25 protein-coding genes are annotated in these 25,234 nt (G+C 40.8%); 19 read left to right on the top strand and 6 right to left on the bottom strand.

All coding sequences use genetic code 11. The features are described 5' to 3' along the window. The first annotated feature begins 1,175 nt into the window (after positions 1-1,175). Positions 1,176-1,415 carry a helix-turn-helix transcriptional regulator gene (locus EVU92_RS16835; RefSeq protein WP_054562310.1) on the top strand — a complete coding sequence of 80 codons (240 nt, stop codon included), beginning with the start codon at positions 1,176-1,178 and terminating at the stop codon, positions 1,413-1,415. A 116-nt stretch (positions 1,416-1,531) separates the two neighbouring features. Here EVU92_RS16835 and EVU92_RS16830 read toward each other — a convergent pair whose 3' ends face one another. From EVU92_RS16830 to EVU92_RS16815, 4 genes are read right to left on the bottom strand one after another with little or no spacing between them, the layout of a single operon-like run. After that, on the bottom strand, positions 1,532-2,911 hold the full coding sequence (locus tag EVU92_RS16830) for an MFS transporter (RefSeq protein ID WP_130052191.1): 1,380 nt from the start codon (positions 2,909-2,911) through the stop codon (positions 1,532-1,534). A gap of 37 nt (positions 2,912-2,948) precedes the next feature. Next, positions 2,949-3,566: a peptidylprolyl isomerase gene (locus tag EVU92_RS16825; protein WP_130052190.1), complete on the bottom strand. Its 618-nt coding sequence runs from the start codon at positions 3,564-3,566 to the stop codon at positions 2,949-2,951. A 2-nt stretch (positions 3,567-3,568) separates the two neighbouring features. Further along, positions 3,569-4,120 carry a YajG family lipoprotein gene (locus EVU92_RS16820; protein ID WP_130052189.1) on the bottom strand — a complete coding sequence of 184 codons (552 nt, stop codon included), beginning with the start codon at positions 4,118-4,120 and terminating at the stop codon, positions 3,569-3,571. A 13-nt stretch (positions 4,121-4,133) separates the two neighbouring features. Continuing rightward, on the bottom strand, positions 4,134-5,267 hold the full coding sequence (locus EVU92_RS16815) for a methyltransferase (RefSeq protein ID WP_130052325.1): 1,134 nt from the start codon (positions 5,265-5,267) through the stop codon (positions 4,134-4,136). 41 nt (positions 5,268-5,308) lie between these two features. Between EVU92_RS16815 and EVU92_RS16810 the strand changes: the two genes are divergently transcribed. The 12 genes from EVU92_RS16810 to EVU92_RS16755 all read left to right on the top strand — a co-directional run bounded on the left by EVU92_RS16810 (position 5,309) and on the right by EVU92_RS16755 (position 16,622). Beyond that, positions 5,309-5,896 carry an alpha-ketoglutarate-dependent dioxygenase AlkB gene (locus EVU92_RS16810; RefSeq protein ID WP_130052188.1) on the top strand — a complete coding sequence of 196 codons (588 nt, stop codon included), beginning with the start codon at positions 5,309-5,311 and terminating at the stop codon, positions 5,894-5,896. 73 nt (positions 5,897-5,969) lie between these two features. Next, positions 5,970-6,281, top strand: a complete 312-nt coding sequence (locus EVU92_RS16805; protein WP_130052187.1) for a BolA/IbaG family iron-sulfur metabolism protein — start codon at positions 5,970-5,972, stop codon at positions 6,279-6,281. A gap of 179 nt (positions 6,282-6,460) precedes the next feature. Beyond that, positions 6,461-7,654, top strand: a complete 1,194-nt coding sequence (gene fabV, locus EVU92_RS16800; RefSeq protein ID WP_130052186.1) for an enoyl-ACP reductase FabV — start codon at positions 6,461-6,463, stop codon at positions 7,652-7,654. Positions 7,655-8,001: 347 nt separating this feature from the next. Next, positions 8,002-9,345 carry a Na(+)-translocating NADH-quinone reductase subunit A gene (locus EVU92_RS16795; RefSeq protein ID WP_130052185.1) on the top strand — a complete coding sequence of 448 codons (1,344 nt, stop codon included), beginning with the start codon at positions 8,002-8,004 and terminating at the stop codon, positions 9,343-9,345. Positions 9,346-9,349: 4 nt separating this feature from the next. Further along, positions 9,350-10,552: an NADH:ubiquinone reductase (Na(+)-transporting) subunit B gene (locus tag EVU92_RS16790; RefSeq protein WP_130052184.1), complete on the top strand. Its 1,203-nt coding sequence runs from the start codon at positions 9,350-9,352 to the stop codon at positions 10,550-10,552. Next, a complete protein-coding gene (locus EVU92_RS16785; RefSeq protein WP_054562304.1) occupies positions 10,545-11,297 on the top strand; it encodes a Na(+)-translocating NADH-quinone reductase subunit C in 753 nt (250 codons plus the stop codon). The genes EVU92_RS16790 and EVU92_RS16785 overlap by 8 nt, the downstream gene beginning before the upstream one ends. Next, a complete protein-coding gene (locus EVU92_RS16780; RefSeq protein WP_054554281.1) occupies positions 11,297-11,929 on the top strand; it encodes an NADH:ubiquinone reductase (Na(+)-transporting) subunit D in 633 nt (210 codons plus the stop codon). Before EVU92_RS16785 ends, EVU92_RS16780 begins: the two co-directional genes overlap by 1 nt. A gap of 10 nt (positions 11,930-11,939) precedes the next feature. Then, positions 11,940-12,548, top strand: coding sequence for an NADH:ubiquinone reductase (Na(+)-transporting) subunit E (nqrE, locus tag EVU92_RS16775; RefSeq protein WP_016708692.1), 609 nt, complete (start codon positions 11,940-11,942; stop codon positions 12,546-12,548). Between the two features lie 19 nt (positions 12,549-12,567). After that, on the top strand, positions 12,568-13,794 hold the full coding sequence (gene nqrF, locus EVU92_RS16770; protein WP_130052183.1) for an NADH:ubiquinone reductase (Na(+)-transporting) subunit F: 1,227 nt from the start codon (positions 12,568-12,570) through the stop codon (positions 13,792-13,794). 112 nt (positions 13,795-13,906) lie between these two features. Next, entirely contained in the window at positions 13,907-14,938 is a 1,032-nt protein-coding gene (locus EVU92_RS16765) for an FAD:protein FMN transferase (RefSeq protein ID WP_130052182.1), read from the top strand. Positions 14,939-15,279: 341 nt separating this feature from the next. Further along, complete coding sequence (nqrM, locus tag EVU92_RS16760) at positions 15,280-15,492, top strand: (Na+)-NQR maturation NqrM (protein ID WP_036966498.1); 213 nt, start codon at positions 15,280-15,282, stop codon at positions 15,490-15,492. Between the two features lie 152 nt (positions 15,493-15,644). Then, positions 15,645-16,622, top strand: coding sequence for a transposase (locus EVU92_RS16755; RefSeq protein WP_130052181.1), 978 nt, complete (start codon positions 15,645-15,647; stop codon positions 16,620-16,622). A 242-nt stretch (positions 16,623-16,864) separates the two neighbouring features. Here the strand turns inward: EVU92_RS16755 and EVU92_RS16750 are convergent, their stop codons facing one another. Continuing rightward, the gene (locus tag EVU92_RS16750) at positions 16,865-18,223 is read right to left on the bottom strand and encodes a M14 family zinc carboxypeptidase (protein ID WP_130052180.1); all 1,359 of its coding nucleotides are present in this window, start codon (positions 18,221-18,223) and stop codon (positions 16,865-16,867) included. A 434-nt stretch (positions 18,224-18,657) separates the two neighbouring features. Here EVU92_RS16750 and EVU92_RS16745 point away from each other — a divergent pair, with 434 nt between their 5' ends. The 6 genes from EVU92_RS16745 (at position 18,658) to cyoE (ending at position 24,238) form a co-directional block, all read left to right on the top strand. Then, complete coding sequence (locus EVU92_RS16745) at positions 18,658-19,077, top strand: hypothetical protein (protein WP_130052179.1); 420 nt, start codon at positions 18,658-18,660, stop codon at positions 19,075-19,077. A 237-nt stretch (positions 19,078-19,314) separates the two neighbouring features. After that, the gene (gene cyoA / locus EVU92_RS16740) at positions 19,315-20,229 is read left to right on the top strand and encodes a ubiquinol oxidase subunit II (RefSeq protein ID WP_130052178.1); all 915 of its coding nucleotides are present in this window, start codon (positions 19,315-19,317) and stop codon (positions 20,227-20,229) included. A 2-nt stretch (positions 20,230-20,231) separates the two neighbouring features. Then, positions 20,232-22,220, top strand: coding sequence for a cytochrome o ubiquinol oxidase subunit I (gene cyoB / locus EVU92_RS16735; RefSeq protein WP_054554289.1), 1,989 nt, complete (start codon positions 20,232-20,234; stop codon positions 22,218-22,220). Then, positions 22,217-22,852 (top strand): cytochrome o ubiquinol oxidase subunit III, encoded by a 636-nt coding sequence (gene cyoC, locus EVU92_RS16730; RefSeq protein ID WP_130052177.1) that lies wholly within the window; start codon positions 22,217-22,219, stop codon positions 22,850-22,852. The genes cyoB and cyoC overlap by 4 nt, the downstream gene beginning before the upstream one ends. Beyond that, positions 22,852-23,211 (top strand): cytochrome o ubiquinol oxidase subunit IV, encoded by a 360-nt coding sequence (gene cyoD, locus EVU92_RS16725; RefSeq protein WP_130052176.1) that lies wholly within the window; start codon positions 22,852-22,854, stop codon positions 23,209-23,211. Before cyoC ends, cyoD begins: the two co-directional genes overlap by 1 nt. Before the next feature lie 142 nt (positions 23,212-23,353). Continuing rightward, positions 23,354-24,238: a heme o synthase gene (gene cyoE / locus EVU92_RS16720; RefSeq protein ID WP_054554292.1), complete on the top strand. Its 885-nt coding sequence runs from the start codon at positions 23,354-23,356 to the stop codon at positions 24,236-24,238. 82 nt (positions 24,239-24,320) lie between these two features. Here cyoE and EVU92_RS16715 read toward each other — a convergent pair whose 3' ends face one another. Further along, positions 24,321-25,229: a histone deacetylase gene (locus tag EVU92_RS16715; protein WP_130052175.1), complete on the bottom strand. Its 909-nt coding sequence runs from the start codon at positions 25,227-25,229 to the stop codon at positions 24,321-24,323. Between the last annotated feature and the right edge of the window lie 5 nt (positions 25,230-25,234).

Here is a 25,234-nt window from a genome sequence, read left to right as displayed (position 1 = left end):
CCCGAATGCAACAACTACCTGTGGTTGCGGAGCCAGCTTCAGCGTTTAATTAGGTATTTATGAAAGCCACTTGATGTGGCTTTTTTATTGCTTTAACTTCTCATAAAACCCCGTCTCAGCTAAATATTACGTATTATTAGCAGGATTTTTTGCGTAGCCACGCTTACAGACATAGTTAGAGCAGCAAGGGCTCATTCCTCGTGTGACAAGTAAAGTGTGTGGTGAAACGAAAGAGCGAGATGTGTAAGAAGCCTTTATTGAGCATGCATTTGTGTCTGCGCTGTTCGTGATGGGTATCATATTGTGAAGGCAATTTAACAGCTTTTATCAGGCGTTTTTGATTTTAAGTGCCATGCTATTTTCAACTGTGGTTTGTTCTTAATTTAATTGTATTAAAGCAACCTTTTGGTATCGTGATAAATAACAATATAGTATTGATTAATACTCATAATGTTTAACACAACCTAGGTCTAGCAACAAAAGAGGCGATTTAGCGAACCGGTGCCCAGCGTTTGCATCCGGTACTGTTAACTACCTTTTTGTGATTACTGCCGATGGTGAGTGCATTGGCAACGGTTGTTGCCAGTGAGTTAACATTTGTCACAGAGTACTTTCGCCATTTTGTTGATGCTCAGAGATCGTCATTAGTTATCGGTAAATTCGTTACTGTTTAATTAAAAATGAGTGACCCTAGTGTTGGGTCACTTTAATCATCAGTAAAAAGAAGCCTAAAACTAACGCAGATGCGATTAAAATATATACAAATCCTTTCTTGCCTTGCTTAATTGGTACGCCATTTTGTTTTAAAAACAGGTACCAGACCGCACACAGTACAATTGGCAACAAAAATAATATACGAAACATTTCCTAGCCTTTTTCAGTATTTACATACACTTTAAGCATAAATATGCAGAATTTAAAGCGATACTTTCATCTTGTTACGCTTCCAATTGATCAATTTTTTGGTACAGTTAACCAGTTAACTATAGAGCACTTGCTTTTATTTTAGCTACACTTTGACTTGTGTACAAAAACGGTTCATACCTAAAAGGTAGACATTTGTATCATTAATTACTCAAAGTGAAAGTTATTAGTATATAATGTATCCAAGAGTGAGACGGGCAAATTTCGCTCTTAAATTATTAACTTGAATCATCTAGTAGGAGATGTATTTTATGATGGGTAAAACTGTTTCTTCTGAAGAAAACTCGAAATTAACGAAATGGCTTAAAACTAAACGTCACGAAAAAGGTCACACAATGCGTAGCCTTGCTCAGGTTTTAGGTACACCACATTCTTTCATTGGTAAAATTGAAAACCAAGAACGTCGTTTAGATGTTATTGAATTCATGCGTTATTGTGATGCTCTAGAAGTTGACCCATATGAAGGTCTTAACTTGCTAAAAGACGCTTAATTATTCATTACTAAAAGCGAAACGCCGCTTTTAAAGTAATATAAATAGTGCAAGGAAGCACTGTTTAATCCCCTCCCTTGCACTTTTTCAAATTAATCACATTCGTATAAAATATGTTAATTACTTTGATGATAGTTGTTTTCTAACGCATAAAGCTTATGGCGAATTAAGAATAAAAATACGAGTGATGGGATCACCATTAGTGCTGTTAGTACAAAGAACATCGCCCAATTACCCGCTAACCAGTCGTCAATAACCACGCCGCTATAGCTTGAAAGCAAGGTTCTTCCTAAATTACCTAATGAAGCAAGTAACGCATAGTGAGTGGCACTAAAAGCTCTGTCGCAAAGCATAGATATGAATGCCACCATGGCAACCAGAGACCAAGCTTGGGTAAAACCATCAACGATAATAGCAAACGCGTATAGGCTTAGTTTAGGACCAGCAATTGCAATCCAAGCAAAGGCAAGATTTGAGGCTGCCATCGCAATACCACTAATAAATAAGCCTTTAACAATGCCATAGCGTTGATTGAATAAGCTACCTAAAAAGGTAAAGGCGATGGTGAGAATAGCAGTGCCAACTTTAGAGAAGGTTGCAATATCGCTATTTGAAAAGCCCACTTCTTTATAAAACACGATAGACATTCGACCCAAAAAGGCTTCACCGATTTTAAATAAGAAGATAAAGGCCAATAATGCCAATGCTGTTTTTACGCCATTACGGGCGAAGAAGGTTCTAAACGGATCAAAAACGGTTACAGCAAGCCAGGCAACGATTTTAGCAAAGCGAGTTTGTGTACTGCCAGCAAGCTTTTGTTGATATGTTTGTTCAAGCTCAGCTTGAACTGCTTCGCGATTTGATTCTGGCTCTTTTGCCCACAATACGCTGCTCATCAATAGCAACATAACTCCAGACAAGAAAAAATAGACTTGCGGCCAATCAATCGAAGGAATGTCAGCCATATAAAATGGCAGGGCGCCTAATAAGGCATAGCCGCTCCACCATCCTGAAGTGGCCATTGCTGCAGCTGCGGTGGTTTTATGGCTCTCATTTTCGGCCAAAGTATCGATACGAAACGCATCAATAGCAATATCTTGAGTCGCTGAGGCAATCGCAATAACAAAACACAATGCGGCTGCGAACCAGAGGTTGGTTTTGATATCGAGCCCTGCAAGCGAAAAGGTACCAATAAAAATGACCGACTGACAGAGTAAAATCCAGCTGCGTCGCTGGCCTAGCCAATTATATAAAAAAGGTAACTTTATACGGTCAACGAGCGGTGACCATAAAAAGTTAATGCTATACGCACCAAACACGATGCCGAATAAACCAATCATGCTACGGCTCAGGCCTTCATCTTTTAACCAAGCCGACATGACAGAGCCAATCAATACCCAAGGAAAGCCGCTACTAATACCAAAAATAAAAATATTTATTAAACGTTTATCTTTGAAGTACGAGAAATACTCTGAAATAGAAAGGGTTTTTGTCATAGTGTTGCCAGTTTTAAGGGGCTTGCGCCCCTATTTATTATTGATTAGCGTCTAGCACTTTTACGTTTAAGATAACAACCGGTGTTTTTGGTACAAAGCTGTAACCAATTTTTTCGTTGAATGCAGTTTCGACACGCATGATTTTATCTAATGTGTCATAGCCATCCATTACCATACCAAATACAGCAAAACCCCAATCACGGCCTGGGTTAAGGTGATCGTTATCGTCCATGTTGAAGAAAAACTGACGCGTGCCAGAGTGTGGTTTTCGGTCTTGGTATGCCATAGCGATACTATACATATCATTTTTTAAACCGTTGCCGCTTTCATTAAAAATAGGGTCGTTTTCGTGCAGACCATCGTAATCTTTATCGTAACCACCGCCTTGAATAACAAAATCACGTTCGTTGTCTTCATCACGCTCAACACGGTGAAATACACTCCCCTGATAACTGCCATCTGCAACGTAAGTTAAAAAATTATTTACTGTAATTGGCGCTCTTGAGCGATCCATTTCGACCACAATACTGCCAAGCGTAGTGACAATTTCAACGCGTGGAAACATGTTGTCTTTTTGAATAAATTTACCCTCAGTCGCTGCGAATGAACTGTGAGCAAACAACAATACAAAACTAAGTAAAAAAATACGCTTCATAGTTAACCTTCTAAGTAGGCGATTAATTCTGGGTCAGATACAATGCGGGTAATTATTTGTTCAGTCAACTTATTAAGCTGACCTTCTATTTTTGCGCGATCATGTCTGAGCGGCCCTTCAAGAGTCGCATTACCTTGGTAAATTTTATTGAAAGTGCTCGCATTTTTGACCACTCGTACCCCAAATTCTATTGTTGCATTGCTGCTATGGGACATCATTTTTTCTGTAACAACCGCTTGTAGCTTGTGAATATCTAATTCAAAACGCGTTGTTGATAAGTTTGAAATGTTTGCACCATTTCGGCTTAAAGCACTGTCTAAGGTGCTTTTTACAGAATCAGTAATTCCTGGGCTTGCAAGAGTTTTAATCTTGTCAGATTCAATTATTTTTAGGGTTACGTTGTCGCCACGTAAGTCAATCACGCTAGTACTAACATTGGCACTAATATTTGAAATTTTCCCGCCTTGATATACTGGGTTAAAAATTAATTGATTAGGCTGGTTGCTACACGCAGTAAGTGCGGCTAACAAACATAAAGGAAGTAATTTTTTCATGAAGTAAGCTCCATTAATTATTTTTTGTAGCACTCAGTACTACAAACTTCTTGTTTGACCCAAGTAACTTACAATTGCCGAACATGCGTTTTAATTTTTCATGGTAGTCAAGGTGACGATTACCAATTATTCTTAATTCACCGCCTTGTTTTAATGTTTGTTTTGCCTGTTTAAACATTTGCCAAGCAATGTGATCCGTGACGGCTTGTGCTTGGTGGAATGGTGGGTTACATAATACAATGTCAGTACTATTCGGCTTAAAATCGGTTAAACAGTCGTTTTGGACAAATTCACACTGCGCTAATTGCTCTGGTAAATTGTGAGTGACGTTTAATTTAGCTGATTCAACGGCCATATACGACTCATCTACGAACGTTATATGGGCGTTAGGGCAACGATTAAAGGTCATCAAGCCAACAACACCGTTACCACAGCCTAAATCAATGATACTGCGTGTTTTGCTTGTTTGCGGTAAATAGTTAAAGAAAAAACGCGCGCCAATATCTAATGAATCTCGTGAAAAAACATTTGCATGGTTTTGTATTTCAAATTCACTACCTTCTAGAGGCCAGTTAACAGGGTAGGGAGCTACTTTATTAAGACCACTGGTTTTACTGATGACTAAACGAGATTTTTTTACCGCTAAACTCGTCGATGTTTCACCAATATACTGGCTAAAGGCTTTGATGGTTGAATTATGGATATCTTTCGTTTTACCAGCAGCAATAACATCGATGTCACTAGGCAAAGCAGCACTAATTGCAGCAAGTTGATGCTGAAGATAGCCTAAATTGCGTGGCACTTTTAAAATCACTAAATCAACCTGATTAGGTAACGCTGCTAATGAGTCCAATTGTGTTAAAGATTCTGTTGATAGCTCATTGGCTTGTAAATTATAACGAGTAGCTTGGTGGGCAATATACGAGTCGTTAACTGAATGAACTGTTAATGTATTTAAAGCACAGGCTAACGCGCCAAAGCTGTCATTGAGTATTAGGATTGAATTTGCATGTGGATAGTGCTCTTGTACATAATTGACAAGGTACTCATCGCCTGAGTCCCACGCTTGAAGACTGCGATTTTTTTGATCTAACGGAAAGCGTTCTAGGGTATAGGTGTTATCACCGAGCTGTGCTTGGGTGGTCATCATGATTTTACGAAAGTATTAATGTATAGGTAAATTCTAACATGCAACAGCCAAACGCCAACCCTAATCATTTGCCTGAGGGGTTTTATTATCAAGCTAATGCATTAAGTGCACAAAAAAGCCTCGAGTTATTTTACTATCTACAGCAGCACCTAAATTGGCAGCAACCAACGATAAAGGTATATGGAAAAAGCCATGTGATCCCGCGTTTGCAATGCTTTATTGCTGATCCGAATGTTAACTATGGCTATTCAGGGTCACAGCTAATTGTTGAACCGTGGCCAGAGGTGCTTGATGCTATGCGTGCGCGTTTATCTAAAGCAATGCATATTCCATTTAATGCATTATTGGTAAATTTATACCGTGATGGGCAAGATTGTATGGGCTGGCATAGTGATGATGAGAAAGAACTTGGTGAGCAACCAACAATCGCTTCTGTATCACTTGGCGCTGAACGGGTATTTAAAATAAAGCATAGATATAATAATGGACAACATAGTGTTGTGCTGCAAAGTGGTAGTTGTTTAATTATGAATGGATTTAGCCAGCGAGATTACCAACATAGTTTACCAAAGCAGCAAAAACTTAAACACCCTCGAATTAACCTTACCTTTCGTTCAATCGTATAAAATCATTGGCAAAATGAGTCATGCCCTTGATATAGTAGCTAACAATTATTTTGCTATTAAAGGTCCATGACACATGTCAATGCAACAACAAATTGAGGAAAAGCTCGCGGCAGGTATCGAATGTAAACACCTAAATGTTGTCAACGAAAGTCATATGCATAGCCGTGGAACCGAATCGCACTTTAAAGTGGTTGTTGTGAGTGAAGAGTTTGCTGGTAAACGTTTGCTTGCCCGTCATCGTCAAATAAATGAGCTATTAAAAGATGAATTAGCAAACCATATTCATGCATTAGCAATTCACACTTTTACTCCAGAAGAGTTCAGTGAACAACATGGACAGGCACCTGAGTCACCGAAATGCTTAGGTGGCTCAAAGTTCGATTAAATTAGCAGGACAGTCACCTAAAATTAGATGGACAGTCACTGTAACTAGCTTGTTACTTGGGTATTTTAAGCTCGAAAGATTTAAGTGGGTCTGAAAAGTTTTTACTGATCAGACCTGTATTTTAACTATTAGCCTTTAAACTAGCGCTAATTTTTATTGTGATAGATATAGGATGATCAATGGTCATTAAGCCGAAAATTCGTGGATTTATCTGCACTAACGCGCATCCAGTAGGGTGTGCTGAGCACGTACAAGAACAAATTAATTATGTGAAAGCGCAAGGACCACTAAGCAATGCACCTAAAAATGTATTAGTGATTGGTGCGTCTACAGGTTACGGCCTAGCATCACGTATCACAGCTGCATTTGGTGGCGGTGCTAAAACGCTAGGTATTTTCTTTGAAAAAGAAGGTAGCGAACGCAAAACAGGTTCTGCAGGTTGGTACAACACTGCGGCATTCCAAGCAGCTGCTGAAGAAGCCGGTTTATGGTCTAAGAATATCAATGGTGATGCGTTTTCTAACGAAATTAAGCAAAAAGCAATTGATACAATCAAAGCTGATTTAGGTAAAATTGATTTAGTTATCTACAGCCTTGCGTCACCTCGTCGTACTGATCCAAATACAGGTGAAACTTACTCATCAACACTTAAGCCAATCGGCTCTGATATCACAACGAAGAACTTAAATACTTCAAAGCGCGTGATTGATGAAGTAACCGTTGAAGCGGCAAGCCAAGAAGACATCGACAATACAATTAAAGTAATGGGCGGTGAAGATTGGGAAATGTGGATTGACGCGCTTAAAGAAGCAGATGTTCTTGCTGATAATTTTAAAACAACAGCTTACACTTATATCGGTAAAGAGTTAACATGGCCAATTTACGGTCATGCGACAATTGGTAAAGCGAAAGAAGATCTTGACCGTGCAACACAAGCAATCAAAGAGTCTACAAAAGACTTAAATGGCGAAGCGTATGTTTCTTCATTAAATGCGGTTGTGACACAAGCAAGCTCAGCAATTCCAATTATGCCTTTATATATCTCTGCTTTATTCAAAGTAATGAAAGCAGACGGCACATACGAAGGTACCATTGAGCAAATTCATTCGCTATTTACTGAGAACCTTTACGGTGAAACGCCACGTTTTGACGAAGGTGGTCATTTATTCCAAAACTACAAAGAGTTAGAAGATGATGTTCAAGCTCGTGTACAACATGTTTGGGATACAGTAGATACAGATACAATCGACGAATTAACGGATTACGTGGGTTACCACAATGAGTTTTTACGTTTATTCGGTTTTGGTATCGACAGTGTAGATTACGAGCAAGATGTGAATCCTGATGTTGCGATTTCACAACTAATCGATTAATTGCTAAACAAACTGATTTTGAAAAGTCGCTTTTTTAAGCGACTTTTTTGTTTCTGGGTGAAAATAAAACACCATCAATAGCACTTTGGTCTATATTGAATTTTATTCAAATGGTTTTTGTAGTCTAAATAACCGTATCTGTCGTATAAATTTCATATTTGCTCTCGCATAGTCACCCTGATTGATGTTAAAATTCGGGCAATATATGTGAGGAGTTTACTGCGTTGCTTGTTTGGGGTGTTAAACAGGCTATTCTTTGATATTTAGAGTTTAACTTGAGCATATCAAATGGCGACGTGGTTGGTACGATTTTTCAGTTTCTTTCCGTTAATGTAATGCAAGTGCGTATGATCAACATAAAAAAAGGTCTGGATTTACCGATAGAGGGCGCACCTCAGCAAGTTATTCATGATGGTTCTGCCGTCAAACGTGTAGCTGTGCTAGGTGAAGAATATATTGGTATGCGTCCAACCATGCATGTTCGCGTGGATGACCAAGTCAAAAAAGGCCAGGTACTTTTTGAAGACAAAAAGAACCCAGGCGTCTTATTTACTGCACCAGCTTCTGGGGTAGTAAAAGAAATTAATCGTGGTGCTAAACGTGTGCTGCAATCTGTTGTTATTGAAGTTAATGGCAGTGAGCAAATCACCTTTGACTCTTTCAAGGCCGACGAGCTTTCGAGCTTAGACCGTGAAAAAGTTAAAGAAGTACTAGTTCAGTCAGGTCAATGGACAGCACTTCGTGCTCGCCCATTTAGCAGAGTAGCTGCTTTGGATGCAAATCCTAGCTCTATCTTTGTTACGGCTATCGACACTAACCCGCTAGCTGCAGATCCTGCAGTAATCATTGCTGAGAATACTCAAGCATTTGAAGCTGGTTTAGCTGTGGTATCTCGTTTAACTGACGGTAAAGTATTTGTTTGTAAACAAGCTGGTAGCCAAGTGCCTAGTTCATCAATCCCTCAAGTAGAAGTACATGAGTTTGGTGGCAAGCATCCGGCTGGTCTTGTTGGTACACACATTCATAACTTAGACCCAGTTTCTGCAAGCAAGCAGGTTTGGCACTTAGGTTACCAAGACGTAATTGCGTTTGGTAATTTATTCCTAACAGGTGAAATTTTCACAGACCGTGTAGTTTCTCTTGCAGGTCCTCGTGTTAAAAACCCACGCTTAGTGAAAACTCAGTTAGGTGCATCTTTAGATGATTTAGTTGCTGGCGAATTAGAAGACGGTGATAACCGTGTAATTTCTGGTTCTGTATTATCTGGCGCTATTTCTCAAGGTCCACACGCGTTCTTAGGTCGTTACCATGTTCAAGTATCTGTATTACTTGAAGGTCGCGAAAAAGAGCTGTTCGGTTGGATTGCACCAGGTGCTAACAAGTTCTCAGTAACACGTACCTTCTTATCTCACCTTGCTCCTAGCCGTCTATTTAACATGACGACTTCAACAGGTGGTTCGAAGCGTGCCATGGTTCCAATTGGTAGCTATGAGCGTGTTATGCCTTTAGACATCCTACCTACACTATTATTACGTGATCTAATCGCACGTGATCTTGATGGTGCAATTTCGTTAGGTGCGCTAGAGCTTGATGAAGAAGATTTAGCATTATGTACCTTCGTTTGTCCAGGTAAATACGAGTACGGTTCAATCCTACGCGATTGCTTGACTACGATCGAGAAGGAAGGCTAGAGAGATGGGTTTAAAGAAATTTCTAGAAGATATTGAGCCGCATTTTGAACCGGGTGGTAAACACGAAAAATGGTATGCGCTTTACGAAGCAGCTGCGACTATTTTCTACACGCCAGGTTACGTAAATAAAGGCAAAACACACGTTCGTGATAACATCGACCTAAAACGTATGATGATTTTAGTGTGGATGGCGACGTTCCCTGCAATGTTTTTTGGTATGTTCAACATCGGCCATCAGGCTGCAGGTGCTTTAGCGCAAGGTTTTGAACTAGCAAACACATGGCAAGTTGGTCTGTTCCAATTATTCGGTGGTGAATTAACTGCTGACTCTGGTTGGGGCGCGAAAATGTTTTACGGTGCCTGCTTCTTCCTACCTATCTACGCAGTAACGTTTGCTGTAGGTGGTTTCTGGGAAGTACTATTTGCTTCAGTGCGTAAGCACGAAGTAAATGAAGGTTTCTTCGTAACATCTGTACTGTTCGCACTAATCCTGCCTGCAACGATTCCTTTATGGCAAGTTGCACTAGGTATTACGTTTGGTGTTGTAATCGCTAAAGAAATCTTTGGTGGTACAGGTCGTAACTTCCTTAACCCTGCTCTTGCCGGTCGTGCGTTCTTATTCTTCGCATACCCAGCGCAAATTTCAGGTGACACAGTATGGACAGCCGTAGATTCATTCTCTGGTGCGACTATGCTAGGTCAAGCAGTGGTTGGTTCACTTGATTACAGCAACATGGAACTATGGTGGAATGCGTTCTACGGTTTCATTCAAGGTTCTGTAGGTGAAACGTCAACACTAGCACTATTAATCGGTGGTTTATTCCTAATTTATGTGCGTATCGCTTCTTGGCGTATCGTTCTAGGTGTATTCCTAGGTATGGTTGCAACGGCATTCTTACTAAATACAGTTGGTTCTGAAACTAACGCAGTATTTGCTATGCCTTGGCACTGGCACTTAGTTCTTGGTGGTTTTGCATTTGGTATGTTCTTCATGGCAACAGACCCAGTATCTGCATCATTCACAGACAAAGGTAAGTTCGCTTACGGTGCGTTAATCGGCTTTATGGTTGTAATGATCCGTGTTGTTAACCCGGCATTCCCAGAAGGTATGATGCTAGCAATCTTATTTGCTAACTTATTTGCACCATTATTCGATCACTTTGTAGTGCAAGCTAATATCAAGCGGAGGTTGGCACGTAATGTCTAGTAATAACGAATCAATCGGCAAAACGCTAACCGTTGTTGTTGCACTATGTTTAGTGTGTGCAATCATCGTATCGTTTGCTTCAGTTCAGCTTCGTCCTTTACAGCAAGCTAACAAAACACAAGATATTCAACGTAATATCTTAGCGGCTGCAGGCATTGAAGTATCAGGTACTGTGTCAGATACCTTTAACTCAAAAATTGAAGCTCGTGTTGTAGACATGAACACAGGTGAGTTTGTTGAAGGTGCTGATCCTAACTCATTTGACTTCGAGAAAACAAAATTCGACCAAGCTCGTAGCTTTGCGTTGAAAGCAGAAGGAATTAAAGACATCGCTGGTATTCAGCGTATGACAAAAAATTCACCTGTTTATATTTCGAAGAAACCTGATGGTTCTACAGATGCAATCATTCTACCAATCCAAGGTTATGGCCTTTGGGGTGTAATGTACGGCTTCTTAGCGCTTGAAAGCGATGGTGAAACAGTTAAAAACATCAACTTCTTCAAGCACAACGAAACGCCAGGTCTAGGTGGTGAAATCCAAAATCCACAATGGACTGCTAAATGGCAAGGTAAAGAGTTACCAATAAATATCATGAAGAGCGGTGCAAAGAATGAACATCAAATCGATGGTCTTTCTGGTGCAACATTAACTTCAAACGGTGTTGATCACACAGTTGACTTCTGGACTGGCGAGCATGGCTTTGGTCCATTCCTTGCGAAAGTACGTGAAGGAGCGTTGAAATAATGGCTGATACTAAAGAAATGAAGTCGGTCCTATTTGGCCCGGTATTCGCAAATAACCCGATCGCATTACAAGTACTAGGTATTTGTTCTGCGCTAGCGGTAACATCAAGCTTAAAAAATGCACTAATCATGTCAATCGCATTGACACTAGTAACAGCGTTTTCTAGCTTGTTTATTTCGTCAATTCGTAATCACATCCCATCATCTGTACGTATCATCGTGCAAATGACGATCATCGCATCACTTGTAATCGTTGTTGACCAAGTACTGCAAGCGTTCTCTTATGCAACAGCTAAAGAGCTTTCAGTATTCGTAGGTCTAATCATTACAAACTGTATCGTAATGGGTCGTGCTGAAGCATACGCAATGAAGTCACCACCGTTAATGTCTTTCCTAGACGGTATCGGTAACGGTTTAGGCTACTCAGTAGTACTATTAACTGTTGGTTTCATCCGTGAGTTATTCGGTAAAGGTTCACTATTCGGTGTTGATATTATTCCACTTGTACAAAATGGTGGCTGGTATCAACCAATGGGTCTATTGATTTTACCACCGAGTGCATTCTTCATTATTGGTTTATTCATCTGGGTACTTCGTACCTTTAAGAAAGACCAAGTAGAAGCAAAAGCGTAAGGGGCGAGCAGTGGAACATTATATTAGTTTATTTGTAAAAGCGGTTTTCATTGAAAACTTAGCTTTAGCCTTCTTCCTAGGTATGTGTACTTTCCTTGCAGTATCGAAGAAAGTAACAACATCAATCGGCCTAGGTGTGGCAGTTATCGTGGTACTAGGTATCTCAGTACCTGTAAATAACTTGGTTTATCATGCTGTTCTTGCACCAGGTGCATTAGAGTGGCTTGGCTACCCAGAGGCAGACCTTAGCTTCTTACGTTTCTTGACTTTCATCGGTGTTATTGCAGCACTTGTACAAATTCTTGAAATGGCATTAGATAAGTTCTTCCCTGCACTTTATAACGCGTTAGGTATCTTCCTACCATTGATCACAGTTAACTGTGCGATCTTCGGTGCGGTATCTTTCATGGTTGAGCGTAACTATAACTTCGGCGAGTCTGTTGTTTATGGTATCGGTTCAGGTGTGGGCTGGGCACTAGCAATTACTTTACTTGCTGGTATCCGTGAAAAAATGAAGTACTCAGACGTTCCTGATGGCTTACGTGGTTTAGGTATTACTTTCATCACTGTTGGTCTGATGGGTCTTGGCTTTATGTCATTCTCTGGTATTTCACTTTAATAGGTAGCGAGGATAAATCATGAATGAGATTTTCTTAGGCGTTGGTGTTTTCATCGCTATCGTTGTTATTTTAGTTTTAGTTATCATTGGTGCTAAATCTAAATTAGTAGCAAGCGGCGATATCATCATCGGAATTAATGGCGACCCAGAAAAAGCTATTAAAACATCTGCAGGTAGCAAGCTATTAGGTGCGCTAGCTGATTCAGGTATCTTCGTTTCATCTGCATGTGGTGGCGGTGGCTCTTGTGGTCAGTGTCGTGTTCACATCAAAGAAGGTGGCGGCGATATCCTACCAACAGAACTTGATCACATCTCTAAAGGTGAAGCTCGTGAAGGCTGCCGTTTAGCGTGTCAGGTAAATGTTAAGAACGACATGGAAATTGAGCTTGAAGAGTCAATTTTCGGTGTTAAAAAGTGGGACTGTACAGTTATCTCTAACGATAACAAAGCAACTTTCATCAAGGAGCTTAAGTTACAAATTCCTGATGGCGAGTCAGTACCGTTCCGTGCCGGTGGTTATATTCAAATTGAAGCGCCAGCACACCACGTTAAATACGCTGACTTCGATATTCCAGAAGAGTATCGTGGCGACTGGAACCACTTCGGTTTCTTCGATCTGGAGTCTAAAGTAGACGACGAAACAATTCGTGCATACTCAATGGCTAACTACCCAGAAGAAGAAGGCATCATCATGCTTAACGTGCGTATCGCTACGCCGCCGCCAAGAGACCTAAGCCTTCCATGTGGTAAAATGTCTTCGTACATTTGGTCACTAAAAGAAGGTGATAAAGTGACTATTTCTGGCCCATTCGGTGAGTTCTTCGCGAAAGACACTGATGCAGAAATGGTATTCGTAGGTGGTGGTGCAGGTATGGCACCAATGCGTTCACATATCTTTGACCAACTTAAGCGTTTACAATCTAAGCGTAAGATGAGCTTCTGGTATGGTGCGCGTTCTAAGCGTGAAATGTTCTACGTAGAAGATTTCGACGGCTTAGCTGCAGAAAACGATAACTTTGTATGGCACACAGCACTGTCTGATCCACAACCAGAAGATAACTGGGAAGGTTATACAGGCTTCATCCATAACGTACTTTATGAAAACTACTTGAAAGATCATGAAGCGCCGGAAGATTGTGAGTTCTACATGTGTGGTCCTCCAATGATGAACGCGGCTGTTATCAACATGCTTAAAGATCTTGGTGTAGAAGACGAAAACATCTTATTAGATGACTTCGGTGGCTAACACCATACACAAAACAATAAGTTTTGGTTAGAATACAGGCCTCGTAGCACATAGTGTTACGAGGCTTTTTTATTTCTATACCTAACCCTGTGGTATCTAAAAGGTGAATGCTATGAATAGAGTGTTTTATCGCCAAGGCTTGATGGCCTTTTTTCTATTAACTATGACTTTACTCATGGCTGGCTGCAGCCAAGCAGATAAGGCAGAAGAGCTTTATTTTGAAGGTAAGACAATGGGCACCACTTATCACATTAAGGTGTTTGCAGAGTCTTCAAAGGTTGCAGGTGTTGATTTACATCTTGAGATTAAGCAAGTGCTTAAAGACGTAAATCAGTCAATGTCGACATACATTCCAGATTCAGAAATTAATCAGTTTAACAATTTACCTGCGGGGCAGGTGATGCCAATTAGCGCTGATTTCAGAAACGTAGTAGCTGAATCAATCCGCCTTGGTGAATCAACGAAAACCTTAGATGTCACTATGGGACCACTTATTGATTTATGGGGCTTTGGCCCAGATAAAAAGCCGACTAAACGCCCAAGCGATGAAGCTTTGGCTGCAATGGTTGCAAAGATAGGAGTTGATAAGCTTAAACTTACTGATGCGGGTTTAATGAAAACAATTGATGGTTTAGAACTCTCGTTTTCTGCAACCGCAAAAGGCTATGGTATCGATAGAGTCGCACAAGTGATAGAAAGTCATGGCTTGAAAAATTATATGGTAGAAATTGGTGGCGAGTTGCGTGTATCGGGTATTAAGCCAGACAACATCACTTGGAAAATCGCTATTGAGCAGCCTGATGCTGAGCCTGGCGTTCGTAAAGTGCATAAAGTGATTGAGCCTGGTACCAATGGTATTGCAACATCAGGTGATTACCGCATTTTTTACGAAATGGATGGTGTTACGTATAGTCATCTAATTGACCCAGAAACAGGTATGCCTAGTCGCCATGATTTGGTATCTGTTACAGTTTTGCACCCATCAGCGATGACTGCTGATGGCTTAGCGACAGCGCTTACTGTGATGGGCATGGAACGTGCGCAGCAATACGCTGAGCAGCATGATCTTCCAGTTTATTTAATTGGTAAGTCAGACAATGGCTTAGTAACTTATTCAAGCCCTGCTTTCAAACCTTATTTGTAGCAGGGCAAGAAGCAGTGCATACCCAAGCCACCTCAAGATGCAGAATTCAGCGTTTCACAGGTGCTTAATATCAAGGCGTTACTTTGCAACAATGGCAGTCCCTTTTAAGAAGTAACAACGATGAGAGTAAGCGCCTGTGAAGCGCCCAAAGGGTTGGTTTAAAAGCGATTTATACTGCGTTATTGATTTTAACAATAGAACCACTATTGCTTGCAATCAATGCCTTGCCTAAATCGCTTTTAATTCCAACTGAAACTCGCACCTTGAGGTGGTTTGGGTATATAATACACGTAGCCTAATAAATTAGGCTCGATTTAATTGCTGACGATAGGGGCAAAGCAATGTCACTTTTTCTTCTTACATTTGGTCTACTTATTTTAATTGTGGCAGCGATGGCTGTCGGCATGATTGTGCAAAAGAAATCAATGGCCAGTAGTTGCGGTGGCTTAGGCGCTGTTGGTATAGACAAAGCCTGCGACTGTGACGACCCATGTGACAAGCGTAAAAAGCGCATGGCAAAAGAACAAGCCTGGAAAGAGAATCAAATTCTCTAATCAGAAAAAAGCGCCCAAAGGCGCTTTTTTAATACCTACCTTTATGTAGACAGTCACTGTAATTTCTTATCACAATCTTGCGGCAGAATATATCTTGTCTAAACTTTAGTTACAGCCCATGCATTTTAAATTATCAGTTCAAGGAGTGGACGATGGCTTTAGCAAGGAAGCGGCAAATCTGTTTGTCGAATACTAAATACTATCACTGTGTATCCCGATGCGTTAGACGCGCCTACCTTTGCGGAGAAGACACTCTTACAGGTAAATCATATGAACACCGCCGAGGGTGGGTTGAAGATCGTCTGCTTGTTCTTGCGAAGGTATTTTGTATTGATGTGTGTGCTTATGCAGTGATGAGTAATCATACTCATATTGTGCTTTATGTAGATGATAAAAAAGCAAATAGGTTAACCGATAAGGCCGTTCTTCTACGCTGGAATAAGCTCAGTAAAATGACGCCTTTAGGTCAAAACTTCCTCCGTGGTGAGCAATTGAGTGACGTTCAACAGGCCTTTTTAAATAAAGAGGTTGCAGAGTATAGGACTCGCCTTTCTAGTATTAGTTGGTTCATGCGAATGATTAATGAGTATATTGCCAGGCGTGCAAATAAAGAAGACGAATGTACCGGGCATTTTTGGGAAGGGCGCTTCAAGAGCCAAGCACTACTTGATGAATCTGCTCTTTTAGCGTGCATGGCCTATGTTGATTTAAACCCTGTTCGTGCAGAGGTTGCGAGGACCCCAGAGCAATCTGACTATACAAGTTTCAAAAAGCGGCATCAGGGGGCGAAGAATTCAAAACAACCTAAGCTACTAGCTCGTTTTGTTGGTGGTATGAACAAGAATAAATCAAAGGGAATACCTTTTGAGTTAAAGTCATACCTGTTACTTGTAGAGCAAACAGGCCGCTGTATTAGCACGGATAAACGCGGATATATAGATCATCATTTACCTCCTATCCTTGAGAGGCTTAATCTCGAGCCAGCAAATTGGCTAACATTAACAACACAGTTTGAACATTTATTTCACGGTGCTGTAGGACGAATACAAGCTATTGAAAACTACTGTAGTAAAACTGCTCGAAAGCGGCGAAGTAATATAACAAGTTGTAAGTTATTACTTGCTAGCTAATCTTAAATTTCTCTCAACTTTTATTTTTTGCAAAACATTGCGGCTAACTTGTACTTTCAATTCTCAGAAAGCTAAATCTTTTATCTTGGTTTTTACTAGTGGATTAAGCTAATAGGGTAGGTTGCCTACAAAACGAGTATTTTAGGTTAAAAAATCTAAAGTATTTGAAGATTTAGTAGGCACTTTTAAGAGTGCCTGTCTTTCAAAGCGTGTTTTTAATTATGGGTGACTGTCTTTTGTTATTAACTTTCTAGATTAATTAACTCAGTCCCCAAAATAGCATACTTATTTATGCCGTCGGCTTGTAAGAAAAAAGCAGCAGGGGCGTGAAGAGATGGTATTGATGTAAATATACTTTTGCACGCGTAAACTGGCCATTTTGAGGTGTTTTTTAATTTGTTCATATCACCCGAAAAACAGCTATAGCCTTGTTTTAAAATATTTTTATAGCTACTTTCTGTAAGCGTTAACGATTTATTTAAAACAAAGCTGTTACCTGCCTTAAAGCTTAGGCTGCTTGCATCTAAACTCGTATAACCTTGGCGGATACTACTTATATCACCTAGCTCTTTAATTACAGGTGACTGTCCTTTATTGTTAATTGCAATATCTATCTGGTAATCACCTAGCTCACTATTTACGGTTATGTCGTCTATTAGTAAGTCGACCCAATTGTCTTTAGCGTTAAATGGAATAGCGTGATATTGCGATATCCTCGCGTCTTTCCACTCCCCCGAAGTTAACGAATCAATCGTCTTTTTGTATAAAACACGGTTAACCTTGCGTGCTATTTGTCGGTTTGGATCATTAGGGTACGCTCCTGATTCAATTAATATTGTTCTAATACCCTTTTCCGAAAAAGTATCCCCAAAGCTACGGTATGAGTAACTGTCGTTGTACTTTCCTAAGTGGCCTGGGATTATTGTTTCAACCGTTTTAGCTAAGTGGGCTATAAACTGCATAGCCTCGCCGCGACTTTTATTTACTTCTCTCGCTTCGTTATAGGCTGGCGCTAGCACTGAAATGGTGGCTTGTTTACCTTTTTTTCCTGCTCCGTAATATGCGTTCTGATCATGTAAATTAAAGCCAAAGTCAGGTTTAAACTGATTTGCGGCAGCCATTAGTATTTGCCCTTCTTTTGTGCGAAGAGCTTTAGCATCGCGATTTAAATCAATTCCTTGAGCATTATAACGGGTTTGTACGGCCGCGCCGTCAGGGTTCACCATAGGGATTATGAGAAGGGATATTTTCTGTCGCCAGCTTTTTAGCCATTGTGCGTTTTCATCAGCTGTTATGAAGCTTAAAAAGTCCATAAGTGCGGCAGTTGCAGTGTTTTCGTCGCCGTGCATTTGGCTCCACATCATCACTTTGATTGGGCCTGTGCCAATTTTAAGAGAATTGAGTGCCTGTCCTTGAAATGAGGTACCAATTTGTTCTAGTTTGACGCTAGGATGCTTTGCTACTTTTTTTAAGTGTGGCTCAATATCGGTGTAATAAATCGCGGGTTTATTTAAGCCATTCACTACGGTGTCTTCAATCGTATTTGCGAGTGCGCTGTTACTTAATGCTAAAATGGCAGCAGCGAGTGCATATTGACGCATAACTATCTCTTTTATTCTTTATTTTTGGTTTTGTTAGAATATTATATTTTAATGGGTTTGGCTAATCCTTGCTCAGTATTTAATCTTCAGTTAGTACTGACTTAGTATGCTTTAAAACGGTATTTATGCTTTAAAACGTTATTAATATGCTATTTTCATTTTCTTCATTGCTTTTAGCTATATAAAATAAATTATTAATTTTAAATACTTAGCTTTAATTAAATCTGTTTTTTACACATTGATAGCGTGTGGTTAAACAATAATTAACTTTGTGCCACCAAATTCTACTTGTACCGCCTGTTGACTTTGTTATACTCCACACCGAAATTTCAGTAATTACTGAAACTTTATTGATGAAGATCATATTACCGCATTTGAAAATAGGGTAAGCCACTTACCTAAAATGCAGTAAAAGCAATAAAAAGGCGTGGGTTTTGCGAGCAATTAATCAGTCACAAGGTGCCAAACAGTCTAGCTTAGCTAGGTTGCAACTGGCTGCGCGTGCATTTTTTGCTGGTAAAGAACTAATGTCAGTTTTAGCCTTGTTGCTGATTAATTCAGCCATGCTAATCAACGGTACATTAGAAGATGCTCAAGGGCTAAGAAGCTTATTAAGTGAAGGTGCTTTATACGAAATCCCACTACTTAATGTGTTGAGTTTTTTAGCTTACCCTGTGGTGTCTTGCCAATTACTTATTGGTTTATGCTGGTTGGTCTTCCATTTCTTTCCTGCGCGTCGTGCAGGTGTCATTTTACGTAAAGCGGCCTTCGCTGCGCGTGAAACGATAAAGTCTTTAGTAGTACACAGTGCTCATGGCTGTCGTGCTCCTCCTCGTGTAAGTGGTTGTCTGTAAATAAGCTTTGTTGCTTAAGTTCAGCCATTTTAGTCGTTTTCTAAGTTGTCTTTACTAAAGCACCTAGTGGGTTTTTTACGCCCAAATTTCAGTCAGCCAACCTAAATTCCCTTACTTTTTAGCGTGTCGATTTGTCGTGCTCGTTATTCAGCCGAGGGATATCTGTAGCATCTGTTGCAGAAAAGCGTCGTGTACTTATTTCGACAAGTGTTAACTTTTAGGTTGTAGGATATTCCTTTGTCAATTCGAAACCTTTGTAATATTGCTCTAGCGTCTTTAGTGCTGGCTTTGTCTGGCTGTAAAGGCGGGGTACTCGATCCAAAAGGTCAAATTGGTGTCGACGAGAAGTATTTAATTATCGTAGCTACGGTATTAATGCTGATTGTTGTAATCCCAGTTATTGCCATGACAATTTATTTTGCATGGAAATACCGTGATGGACGAGATCAAGAAATTTACGCTCCAAAATGGGCGCACTCAAACAAGATTGAAGCTGTAGTTTGGACCATTCCTATCATTATCGTTGCGATTTTAGGTGTGATCACATGGCAGTCAACGCAACAACTTGACCCATATAAACCACTTGAAGGTAAAGGTGAGCACCTTACTGTTGAAGTTGTTTCTTTGAACTGGAAATGGTTATTCATTTATCCAGAGCAAGGCATCGCCACAGTGAATGAGCTTGTTTTTCCTGCCAATGTGCCTGTGCAGTACAAGATCACCTCAGAAAGCACCATGAATTCGTTTTTCATTCCACAGCTTGGTAGCCAAATTTATTCAATGGCAGGTATGGAAACAAAGCTTCACTTAATAGCTGATGAACCGGGTACTTTTAAAGGCTTCTCTGCTAACTACAGTGGTGCAGGTTTCACCGGTATGAAGTTCGATGCCATTGCAACAGCTACTGAAGCTGATTTCGATGAATGGGTAAACAAAGTAAAAAATACCGGTTCTGCACTGACTAAGCAAAGCTATGTTGAACTAGCAAAACCAAGTGAATACGACCCAGTTAAATACTATGCCAGCGTAGATAAAGATATGTTCCATTCAATCGTAATGAAATATATGCAAGCGCATGGCTCTCACGGTGCAATGCAACACGCTATGCCAGAGCACTCAGCTCATAAGAAGCACAGCGAGGACGAGGAATAATCATGTCGTTGTTAGGTAAATTAACATTAGACGCAATCCCGTTTCATGAACCAATTATCATGGTTACCATGACGGTTGTTGCTGTCTTAGGTCTGTTAGTGGCAGGCTTAGTAACAAAATATAAAAAGTGGGGCGTGATTTGGCACGACTGGATCACCTCAATTGACCATAAGCGTTTAGGTGTTATGTACATCATTCTTGCGCTTATCATGCTTTTCCGTGGTTTCGCGGATGCCATTATGATGCGACTGCAATTAGCAATGGCTACCGGCGGTGCAAGTGGTTACTTACCACCAGAGCACTATGACCAAATCTTTACGGCGCACGGGGTGATCATGATCATCTTTATGGCGATGCCGTTTATGATTGGTTTAATGAACATCATTTTACCTTTGCAAATTGGTGCCCGTGATGTTGCATTCCCATTCTTAAATAACCTTAGCTTTTGGTTAACTGCTGGCGGTGCAATCCTGATTAATATCTCACTATTCTTTGGTGAGTTTGCTAAAACAGGTTGGGTTGCATATCCACCGCTGTCTGAGCTGTCATTTAGTCCAGGTGTCGGGGTCGACTATTATATATGGGCCTTGCAGATATCCGGCTTGGGTACCTTATTAACATCGGTAAACTTCTTAGCGACTGTATTTAAAATGCGTGCACCAGGCATGACATTAATGAAAATGCCTATTTTTACTTGGGCATGTACGTGGGCGAATATCTTAATTGCCGCATCGTTCCCAATTTTAACTGCGGTACTGGCAATGCTAACGCTTGACCGTTATCTCGATTTCCACTTTTTCACCAATGAATTAGGTGGTAACGCGATGATGTACATCAACTTATTTTGGGCATGGGGTCACCCTGAAGTTTACATTCTGATCTTACCTGCGTTTGGTATTTTCTCAGAAGTTATCTCAACTTTTGCTGGTAAACGCCTGTTTGGTTATAAGTCGATGGTTTATGCAAGCGGTGCGATTTCAATTTTAGGTTTTATCGTTTGGCTTCATCATTTCTTTACAATGGGCTCAAGCGCTAACGTTAATGCCTTCTTTGGTGTTATGACCATGGTTATTGCGGTACCGACCGGGGTTAAGTTGTTTAACTGGTTATTCACTATGTACCGTGGTCGTTTACGTATTACTGTGCCTGTCCTTTGGACTTTAGGTTTCATGGTGACTTTCACTATCGGTGGTATGACCGGTGTGTTACTTGCTATTCCTGGTGCTGACTACGTATTACATAACAGCTTATTCTTAATTGCTCACTTCCATAACACCATTATTGGTGGTGCGGTATTTGGTTATTTAGCTGGTTTTGCGTTTTGGTTCCCTAAAGCAATGGGCTTCAAACTTGACGAGAGCTGGGGCAGAAGATCTTTCTGGTGTTGGTTAATAGGTTTCTTCGTTGCATTCATGCCGTTATATGTACTTGGTTTCTTAGGTATGACACGTCGCTTAAATCACACTAACAACCCTGATTGGAACATTTGGTTATACATTGCAGCTGGCGGTGCGGTAATCATTATGTTTGGTATCTTGTTCCAAGTTGTGCAACTTGTAGTGAGCTTCAAAAATCGCGAGCAACTTGATGATACAACGGGCGATCCGTGGAATGGTCATACCCTTGAGTGGGCATCTGCTTCACCTCCGCAGTACTACAACTTTGCGAAAATCCCACATGTTGATGACATTGATGCGTGGACAGATATGAAAGAAAAAGGCTTAGCTTACAAACAAGAAGCCTCTTATAGCCCAATTCATATGCCAAAAAATACATCAGCAGGTGTATTAATGAGCGCAGCTTTAACAACCTTCTGTTTTGCCATGATCTGGCACATTTGGTGGCTTGCAGCCTTTGGTTTACTGGGTGCTATCGTGGTGTTCATCAAACGTTGTTACACCAGCGATGTTGATTACTACGTGCAACCAGATGAAATTGTTGAACTAGAAACGGCTCACAATACAGCCGCTACGAAGGAGGTGAATGCATGAGTACCATTTCTGCAGGACTCGACACCTTAAACAGCGCACACGGTCATGTCGATGCACATGACCATGAGCACCACGATACCGGTGGTAACACCGTATTTGGTTTCTGGCTTTACCTAATGACTGACTGCCTGTTGTTTGCATCATTCTTTGCAACCTATGCAGTATTGTTCATGAATACTGCTGGCGGTGTGTCCGGTAAAGACATTTTTGAACTTGATTTTGTTGCGGTTGAAACCGCAGCACTACTACTCAGTAGTATCACTTTTGGTTTTGCGATGATCTCTGCTCACGGGCAGAAAAAGGCGGCTACTTTAACTTGGTTGCTGGTTACCTTTGCCTTTGGTGCTGTGTTTATTAGTATGGAAGTATATGAATTCCATCACCTAATTGCGCATGGCAATGGCCCTCAGCAAAGTGCCTTTTTAACATCGTTCTTCTCTTTAGTGGGCTTACACGGTCTTCACGTTACAGCAGGTCTTATTTGGATGACTGTCCTGATGATTGAAGTTGTGCGCCGTGGTTTAAACCCACAAACAGTGACACGCCTAAGTTGTTTAAGCTTATTCTGGCACTTCTTAGATGTGGTGTGGATCTGTGTATTTACCGTTGTTTATTTAATGGGAGCAATGTAATGAGTCACAGTGAATCACATGTAATTAATAACTTAGAAGTTCATGCACATAATGATCAATCACATGGCAGCGTTAAAGACTATTTAATTGGTTTTGTATTGTCAGTGGTTTTAACAGCTATTCCATTTTGGGCTGTGATGAGTGGCTCGTTTTCTAAAACGACCACTGCATGGTGCATCGTGAGCATGGCGATTGTGCAAATTTGGGTGCATTTGAAATATTTCTTACACCTAAACTTCAAAACAGAAGACGGCAAAGCAAGTTCATTGTCGTTTATCTTTAGTGCTTTAATCATCGTGATGGTGGTTGGTTTGTCGGTGTGGATCATCTACGAATCGAACGCCATGATGATGTACTAATAACAATTACTTTGTAATTGGTAAAAAGATTTACGAAAGGAGCTGGTTAGTCTGAGGTTGTGTCTCCAGTTCTTACAGTCTGTTACTAACTAGTTTCTTTCGTAATATTGCGTTTGTGCTGAAAATTAGAGGAGTCGAGGAAGTGTTTCGACGTTATTTAAATGTCACTAAACCTGGCATTATCATGGGCAATTTGATCTCTGTCGCGGGGGGATTCTTGCTAGCCTCTCGCGGTGATATTGACCCATGGTTAATGATCGCAACCTTACTAGGGTTATCTTTAGTAGTGGCATCAGGATGCGCGATCAATAACGTAATTGATCGTGATATTGATGTTGCTATGGCGCGCACTCGCAAACGCGTCACAGTAACTGGCGAAATGTCAGCAAAGGCAGCTATGGCACATGGCATCGTGCTTGGTGTTATTGGTTTCGGCTTATTAGCTGTGTATACCAACGTAGTGGCACTCTTATTTGCTACTTTTGGTTACGTCATCTACGTAGGTGTGTACAGCTTATATATGAAACGTCGTTCTGTGTACGGCACCTTTGTAGGAAGTTTATCTGGCGCAGTACCGCCTGTAGTGGGGTATTGTGCCGTGACTGGGCAGTTTGATGCTGGTGCTGTGATTTTATTGGTTATGTTTAGTCTATGGCAAATGCCTCATTCATATGCAATTGCAATCTTTCGTTATAACGACTACCAAGCGGCCAGAATTCCTGTGTTACCTGTAGCGCAGGGGATCGAGAAGGCAAAGCATCACATTGTTTTATATATCGCCGTGTATGCGTTGGTTGTGATGTTATTAACCATTAGTGGTTATACAGGTTTAGCCTTTATGGCTGTAGCTTGTACAACGAGTTTTTGGTGGTTGCTAATGGCGCTTCGTGGCTATCGTCGCAATATTGATGTAAGCGGCTGGGCGCGCCAAGTGTTTGCTTTTTCAATTGTAAACATCACGGTTTTGAGCATAGCTATGGCTTTAGATTACCATTCGGTAGCTCCACAGCTACTTGTTTTAACTTAGAAAAAAGTTGCTAACATATCCCAATGTTACAGTAGCAAAGGCCCGGTTTTTTTCTCCACCGGGCCTTTTTTCTTTGTCGTTATTAAAAGCGAGCCGCTTGTTCAACTACAATGCCGTGACGAGCCGCTAAACGGCGATGATCTTTATCATAACCCCCACCAATTACGGTTGCGACAGGTACATTGCGCTCAAGGCAGCGCTTGAAGACTAAATGGTCGCGTTGCTCTATCCCTTGCCAGCTTATATCAAGTTTACCTAAACCATCTTGCTGCCATACATCAACACCTGCATCATAAAGTACTAAATCTGGGTTTAGGGTGTTTAATAAATAACTCAGCGTATCGTCAACAACGCCTAGGTATTCACTGTCAGCGACATTCGGTGCTAAACCTATGTCTAAGTCGCTGGCTGATTTTCGAAACGGAAAATTCTTTTCACAGTGAATAGAGCAGGTATAGGCGTAGGGCTGATGTTCCAGCATTGCTGCGGTACCATCACCTTGATGAACATCTAAATCAAAAATAAGTATATTGGTCACTTCGCCACTTTTTATCAGGGTTTCGCTGGTGAAAGCTAAGTCGTTTACCATGCAATAGCCTGAGCCAAAGTCAGTATGAGCATGGTGAGTGCCACCGGCTAAGTGACAAGCGATGCCATGTTTAAGTGCTAAGCGTGCTGCTTGTAAGGTGCCAAGTGGGGCGGTAAAAGTACGTGCCATCAGCTCTTTTGACCAAGGTAAGCCAATGCGGCGCATCGCCTTTTCATCTAATCTATTATGCCAAAGGTCGTTGATGTAATTTTCACAGTGCACTAATTCAAGGGGCTCTGGGGTGCCAAGCACCGGCTGTGTTAGGTTGTCATTTATTAATCCAAGGCTTTGTACATGCTCATATAAATAAGCAAACTTACTCATCACAAAGCGATGGTTAGGATCGAAACTAAACGAGTAATTTGGGTGATACACCAAGGGTAAGTGGGGATTTAACTGCATAGCTC

This window comes from Pseudoalteromonas sp. MEBiC 03485 (assembly GCF_004195145.1).
GTDB lineage: Bacteria > Pseudomonadota > Gammaproteobacteria > Enterobacterales > Alteromonadaceae > Pseudoalteromonas > Pseudoalteromonas apostichopi.
This window is presented reverse-complemented; position numbering and strand designations above follow the sequence as displayed.